This is a genomic window from Mycobacterium sp. SM3041, from assembly GCF_039668335.1.
In the GTDB taxonomy this organism is placed as follows: domain Bacteria; phylum Actinomycetota; class Actinomycetes; order Mycobacteriales; family Mycobacteriaceae; genus Mycobacterium.
Genome location: NZ_JAYXBQ010000006.1, coordinates 1 through 6039, shown reverse-complemented (window position 1 = coordinate 6039; position 6039 = coordinate 1). Strand labels below are relative to the sequence as shown.

Annotated in this window: 7 protein-coding genes; 3 read left to right on the top strand and 4 right to left on the bottom strand. The window is 66.6% G+C overall.

Features of this window, described 5'->3' with window-relative positions:
* The coding region (gene trpS / locus VXD91_RS03125) for a tryptophan--tRNA ligase (protein WP_346414634.1) at window positions 1-805 on the bottom strand (805 nt) is incomplete at its 3' end.
* A gap of 139 nt (window positions 806-944) precedes the next feature.
* On the opposite strand from trpS, the gene VXD91_RS03120 reads away from it, so the two are divergent.
* Window positions 945-1955 (top strand): SIS domain-containing protein, encoded by a 1011-nt coding sequence (locus VXD91_RS03120; protein ID WP_061004877.1) that lies wholly within the window; start codon window positions 945-947, stop codon window positions 1953-1955.
* Window positions 1956-1971: 16 nt separating this feature from the next.
* Here VXD91_RS03120 and VXD91_RS03115 read toward each other — a convergent pair whose 3' ends face one another.
* Complete coding sequence (locus VXD91_RS03115) at window positions 1972-2394, bottom strand: MarR family transcriptional regulator (protein WP_346414633.1); 423 nt, start codon at window positions 2392-2394, stop codon at window positions 1972-1974.
* 51 nt (window positions 2395-2445) lie between these two features.
* Between VXD91_RS03115 and VXD91_RS03110 the strand changes: the two genes are divergently transcribed.
* A complete protein-coding gene (locus tag VXD91_RS03110) occupies window positions 2446-3078 on the top strand; it encodes a TIGR03086 family metal-binding protein (protein ID WP_226519273.1) in 633 nt (210 codons plus the stop codon).
* An 80-nt stretch (window positions 3079-3158) separates the two neighbouring features.
* Window positions 3159-3500: a ferredoxin gene (gene fdxA / locus VXD91_RS03105; RefSeq protein WP_346414632.1), complete on the top strand. Its 342-nt coding sequence runs from the start codon at window positions 3159-3161 to the stop codon at window positions 3498-3500.
* A 6-nt stretch (window positions 3501-3506) separates the two neighbouring features.
* Here the strand turns inward: fdxA and VXD91_RS03100 are convergent, their stop codons facing one another.
* Window positions 3507-4310, bottom strand: coding sequence for an exodeoxyribonuclease III (locus VXD91_RS03100; protein ID WP_346414631.1), 804 nt, complete (start codon window positions 4308-4310; stop codon window positions 3507-3509).
* Between the two features lie 106 nt (window positions 4311-4416).
* Window positions 4417-6039, bottom strand: a 1623-nt coding sequence (locus VXD91_RS03095; protein WP_346414630.1) for an NADP-dependent isocitrate dehydrogenase, incomplete at its 5' end; no start/stop codon positions are given.

Below are 6039 nucleotides of genomic sequence, written 5' to 3'. Positions count from 1 at the left end.
CCAGCGCGTCGATGGCGGTTCCGGTGACCGCCGACTGGATGGTCAGCAGGTTGGAGATGCCGGGCTTGGCCTCGGTGTCGAACCGGATCTCGCGCTCACTGTCGGTGACCGCCGAGCGAATCTTCTTGGCGCTCTTGGCAGGATCGTCGAGCAGGTTGATCAGCCCGGCGTCGGTCGCGGCCGACTTGCTCATCTTGGCGGTCGGGTCCTGCAGGTCGTAGATCTTGGCGGTGGCCTTGGGGATCATGGCCTCGGGCACCACGAAGGTATCGGGGAAACGCGCATTGAACCGCTGCGCGAGGTCCCGGGCCAGTTCCAGGTGCTGACGCTGGTCCTCACCGACGGGTACCAGGTCGGTGTCGTAGAGCAGGATGTCGGCGGCCATGAGCACCGGATAGGTGAACAGACCGATCGTGGTGGCGTCCGCGCCCTGCTTCTGCGACTTGTCCTTGAACTGCGTCATCCGCGACGCCTGACCGAAGCCGGTGAAGCAGCCCAGCAACCACGCCAGCTGGGTGTGCTCGGCGACGTGGCTCTGCACGAACACCGTGCTGCGGGTCGGGTCGATACCGAGCGCGAGATACTGCGCGGCGGTCACCAGCGTGCGACGACGCAGCGTCTCGGGGTCCTGAGGGACGGTGATGGCGTGCAGGTCGACGACGCAGAAGAACGCGTCGTAGCCGTCCTGCAGGTGGGCCCAGTTCTGCACCGCGCCCAGGGCATTGCCCAGGTGAAGCGAGTCGGAGGTGGGCTGTGCCCCGGAAAAGACGACGCGCTTGTCCGCGCCTGCACCGCTGTTGCTCATGATGGCTTCGATTTTCGCACTGTTGTCATCCGGTTTTGTCCGGGGCTCGGTCTACGCTGGGGAAAGTGGGTTCCAGTGCGATGCCGACCTCCGACAAGGAGACGAAGTGAGCGCCGATCCAACGTCCCCCGGCCACTTGATGGCCGCCGAGATCACCGAACAGCCGCAGGTGTGGCGCCGGCTGCTGGACGATGGCCGCGGCCCCATCCGGGCCGCCGCGACTCAGATCGCGGCGGCTGCGCCACGCTTCGTGCTGTTCGTGGCACGCGGCACCAGCGACCACGCCGCGCTGTACGCGAAATACCTCGTCGAGATCAACCACGGCTTGCCCGCAGGGCTGGTCTCCCCGTCGACCATGACCGTCTACGGCGCCCAACCCGATCTGCGCGACGTGCTGTACGTCGCGGTGAGCCAGTCCGGTGGTTCGCCGGACCTCGTGCGCTCGGTCGAGGTGGCCCGCGCCCAAGGTGCGCTGACGGTGGCCGTCACGAACAACCCGGCGTCGGATCTGGCTGCGGCAGCCGAGATTCACATCGATGTGCTGGCCGGGGCCGAGAAGTCGGTGGCCGCGACCAAGTCCTACACCGCGGAGCTGCTTGCCCTGCAGCTGTTGCTCGGACGGGACAACGACGGCGGTGTCGACGCGCTGCCCGACCTCGGCGAGCAGGTGCTCGCTGCCGGGGAGCTGGTCCGCGAGGTCGCGCAGCGGTATCGGTTCGCGCAACGACTCATCGCCACCGCCCGCGGCTACTCCTACCCCACTGCCCGCGAGGCCGCCCTCAAGCTGATGGAGACGTCTTACCTTTCCGCACAGGCGTTTTCGGGCGCCGACCTGTTGCACGGTCCACTCGCCACCGTCGACCCCCAGGTGCCGGTGCTCGCGGTGGTGCCCGAGGGCGCCGGCGGCCAGGCCATGGCGCCGGTGCTGGAACGGCTGGCCGAGCGTCACGCCGACGTCTTCGGGGTGGGAAGTCCGACGGCCCTGGCCGCCCTGGCCGGTGGTATCGCGCTGCCCAGCGGGGTCAGCGACGAACTCTCCCCGCTGCTGGAAATCCTTCCGCTGCAACAACTTGCCCTGCACCTGGCACTGGCCCGCGGTGGCGACCCGGACCAGCCGCGCGGGCTGCGGAAGGTCACGGAGACGCTCTGACGCCGAGCGCTCGTGTTCAGTCGGGTCGCGGCGCCAGACGTTGCAGCACCTTGAGGAACACGCGCCGCTCCTCGGCGCTCAGCTCGCCGAGCCACTGCTCTTCACCGCGCTGAATGTCGGTCTGCACCGCGTCTTTGAGCCGGCGTCCGGCCGGCGTGATCGACAGCAGCCGAACCCGGCGGTCGTCGGGGTCCGGCGTGCGCTCGATGTAGCCACGGTCCTGCAGGTCGTCGAGGATGCGGATGATGCGGGTCTTGTCGGCGCCGATCGCCTGCGCCAGGACGGCTTGCGACCGCATCGGGGTCTCGTCGAGCGCCAGTAGCACGACGTAGCCCCACATCGAGATGCCGTGCGCGTCCAGGACAGGCTGCTCGGCAGCCATCAGCTCACGCAGCAGCGGCGCGAGCATCGCAGCGAGGTCAGGGCGCTTGGCCGACATCCGGCTATCGTAGGCATTGCCATATCGTACGCATGTGCTTACGATCAGCTCATGCCTACAGTTTCCACCGATCTTCTCGGTACCCATCGCCGCACCATTCTTGCCTCCATCGACGTCGTCAACACCGTCGGTCTTGCCGACCTGCGGCGCCCGACTCCCTGTGCCGCTTGGGATTTGGCCGAACTCCTCGCTCACATGACGGTCCAGCACCGTGGGTTCGCCGCTGCCGCACGTGGCGGCGGCCAAGAACTCGCGCTCTGGGATCCGGTTTCCGTTCGCGACACGGACGACCCGATAAGCGACTACGCCGCGGCCGCCCACGATATGCTGGACGCATTCGCCGGCGCCGATCCCGAAAGCCAGTTCGCGCTACCGGAATTGGGCACCTCGGTGCCGGCCGAGATGGCGATCGGATTTCACCTGATCGACTACGCGGTGCACGGCTGGGACGTCGCGGCCGGCCTCGGCGTTCCCTTCACACTGCCCGACGACGTCGTCGCCGCAGCCCTGCCCCTCGCCCTGGCCGTGCCCGACGGGGACTTCCGCAGCATGCCCAATGCGCCGTTCGGGCCGGCCAGGACCGCCGACAGCACAACGGATTTCGAGAGGCTACTCCGCCACCTGGGCCGGGACCCGCAATGGGGCCATGCGTCCGACGACGAGTCACGGCATGCCGTCCAGTAACAGATTGGGGACTTCCGGCCCTGTTATCAGCAACTTTGGCCACTGAGGTCACGTGCTACGGCATCGATACCGTCCGTTGTATGACTTACGTAATCGGACGGGAATGCGTTGACGTCACGGACATGTCCTGCGTGCAGGAGTGTCCGGTCGACTGCATCTACCAAGGCGATCGGGCGCTCTACATCAACCCGCGCGAATGTGTGGATTGCGGTGCCTGCAAACTGATTTGCCGAGTCGATGCGATCTACTACGATGCCGATCTGCCCGAAGACCAGCTCGCATACCTCGCCGACAACGCGGCATTCTTCGATGAGGTACTCCCCGGACGCGAGGCGCCGTTGGGCTCCCCCGGCGGCGCCAGTGCGCTCGGTCGCATCGGAGTGGACACCCCGATGGTGTCTGCCCTACCGCTTCGAGACTGAGTCCGATCAGCTGTACTCGACCGTGACCGGCGCGTGGTCCGACCAGCGCAGCGCATATGCCGCAGCCCGCTCCACCCGCGCCGCATGGGCTTTGGGCGCCAGCTTCGCGTTGGCCAGGTGGTAGTCGATGCGCCACCCGGCGTCGTTGTCGAAAGCCTTGCCGCGCCATGACCACCAGCTGTACGGCCCGGGGACCTCAGGGTGCAGCTCCCGGACCACGTCGGTCCAGCCGGAGGCCATCAGCTCGGCCAACCACTGCCGCTCGCTGGGCAGGAACCCGGACTTCTTGACGTTGGCCTTCCACGCCTTCAGGTCCAGTTCCGTCGCGCAGATGTTCCAGTCGCCGCAGATCACCACGTCGCGGCGCTTGCGGGTCAGCTCGGCCATACGGCCGGCGAGCGCCACCATGAAGCGCTCCTTCTCCACCTGCTTGTCGGTCTCGGCCTCACCGGTGGGTACGTAGACGCTGGCGACCGTGACGCCGTCGGTGTCGACCTCCACATACCGCCCGTGCGCGACGAATTCACAGTCCGGGCTGAGCCCCACCCGCACCGCGGTGATGGGGGCCCGCGACAGCACCGCCACCCCGTTGCGGCCCTTGGCAGACGGCTCGGCCGACGCCAGCTGCCAGCCCGCATCCAGCGCCGGCGCCAGGGCCTGCGTCAGCTGCGCGTCGTCGGCCCGGGTCTCCTGCAGGCAGATGACGTCGGACGTGGTGTCCTTCAGCCACGGCAGCAGCCCGAGGTTCTCCGCCGAGCGCTCTTTGACCGCGGCGCGGATGCCGTTGACGTTGATGGTGGTGACGATCACGAAGCAGAACCCTAACGTCGGGGTACAACACGCTTGAAACGACGAACGTGAGCTTGTGTGCGAGAAATCGAGGAAATCTCGCACACAAGCTCACGTTCGAGGTGAATTACTCCTGAGCGGAAGCCAGCGCCGCGTTGAAGGTGGCGCTCGGCCGCATCACGGCCGTCGTCTTCTCCGGGTCCGGCGCGTAGTACCCGCCGATGTCGGCCGCGCTGCCCTGTGCCGCAGCCAGTTCCGCGACGATCTTCTCCTCGTTCTCGGCCAGCGTCTTGGCCAGCGGAGCGAACTTGGCCGCCAGCTCGGCGTCCTCGGTCTGCTTGGCCAGCGCCTGCGCCCAGTACATGGCGAGGTAGAACTGGCTGCCGCGGTTGTCCAGTTCGCCGGTGCGCCGCGACGGACTCTTGTTCTCGTCCAACAGCTTTCCGGTCGCGCTGTCGAGCGTCTTGGCCAGCAGCAGGGCCTTGGCGTCGTCGGTCTTGTTGCCCAGGTCCTCCAGGCTGGCGCCCAGGGCCAGGAACTCACCGAGCGAGTCCCAGCGCAGGTGGTTCTCCTCGACCAGCTGCTGCACGTGCTTGGGTGCCGAACCACCGGCGCCGGTCTCGTACAGGCCGCCACCGGCCATCAGCGGCACGATCGACAGCATCTTGGCGCTGGTACCCAGCTCCAGGATCGGGAACAGGTCGGTGAGGTAGTCGCGCAGGATGTTGCCGGTCGCGGCGATGGTGTCCTGACCGCGCATGGCCCGCTCGATGGTGTGCCGCATGGCGCGTTCCTGCGACATCACGGAGATGTCGAGACCCTCGGTGTCGTGGTCCTTGAGGTAGGTCGCGACCTTCTTGCGCAGCTCGGCCTCGTGCGGACGCTCCTGGTCCAGCCAGAACACCACGGGCATGCCGGAGAGCCGAGCGCGGGTGACGGCCAGCTTGACCCAGTCGCGGATCGGCAGATCCTTGACGACCGGCATGCGCCAGATGTCGCCCTCTTCCACCGCCGTGGTCAGCAGGACCTCGCCGCTGTCGATGTCGACGATGTTGGCGATGCCGTCCTCGGAAATCTCGAAGGTCTTGTCGTGGCTGCCGTACTCCTCGGCCTTCTGCGCCATGAGACCGACGTTGGGCACGGTGCCCATGGTCCGCGGGTCGAACTGGCCGTGCGTCTTACAGAAGTTGATGATCTCCTGGTACATCCGGGAGAACGTCGACTCGGGGTTGACGGCCTTGGTGTCCTTGAGCTTTCCGTCGGCGCCGTACATCTTGCCACCGAGCCGGATCATGGCGGGCATCGAGGCGTCGACGATGACGTCGGACGGCGAGTGGAAGTTGGTGATGCCGCGAGCCGAGTCGACCATCGCCAGCTCGGGCCGGTGCTCGTGGCACTTGTGCAGGTCGTCGACGATCTCGTCGTGCAGCGACTTGGGCAGCGTCGAGATCTTGTCGTACAGGTCCGAGAGCCCGTTGTTGACGTTGACGCCCAGCTCGTCAAACAGCTTCTGGTGCTTGGCGAATGCGTCCTTGTAGAAGATGCGCACGGCGTGGCCGAACACGATCGGGTGGCTGACCTTCATCATGGTCGCCTTGACGTGCAGGGAGAACATGACGCCCGTCTTGTAGGCGTCCTCCATCTGCTCCTCGTAGAACTGGATGAGCGCCTTCTTGCTCATGTACATCGAGTCGATGATGTCGCCCGCGTCGAGCTTGACCTCGGGCTTGAGCTCAATTGTCTTGCCGGT

Excerpts from the sequence above, each read along its gene's own strand:
- VXD91_RS03120 (WP_061004877.1), top strand. The coding sequence starts at position 945 with ATGGCCGCCGAGATCACCGAACAGCCGCAGGTGTGGCGCCGGCTGCTG.
- VXD91_RS03115 (WP_346414633.1), bottom strand. The coding sequence starts at position 2,394 with ATGTCGGCCAAGCGCCCTGACCTCGCTGCGATGCTCGCGCCGCTGCTG.
- VXD91_RS03110 (WP_226519273.1), top strand. The coding sequence starts at position 2,446 with ATGCCTACAGTTTCCACCGATCTTCTCGGTACCCATCGCCGCACCATT.
- fdxA (WP_346414632.1), top strand. The coding sequence starts at position 3,159 with ATGACTTACGTAATCGGACGGGAATGCGTTGACGTCACGGACATGTCC.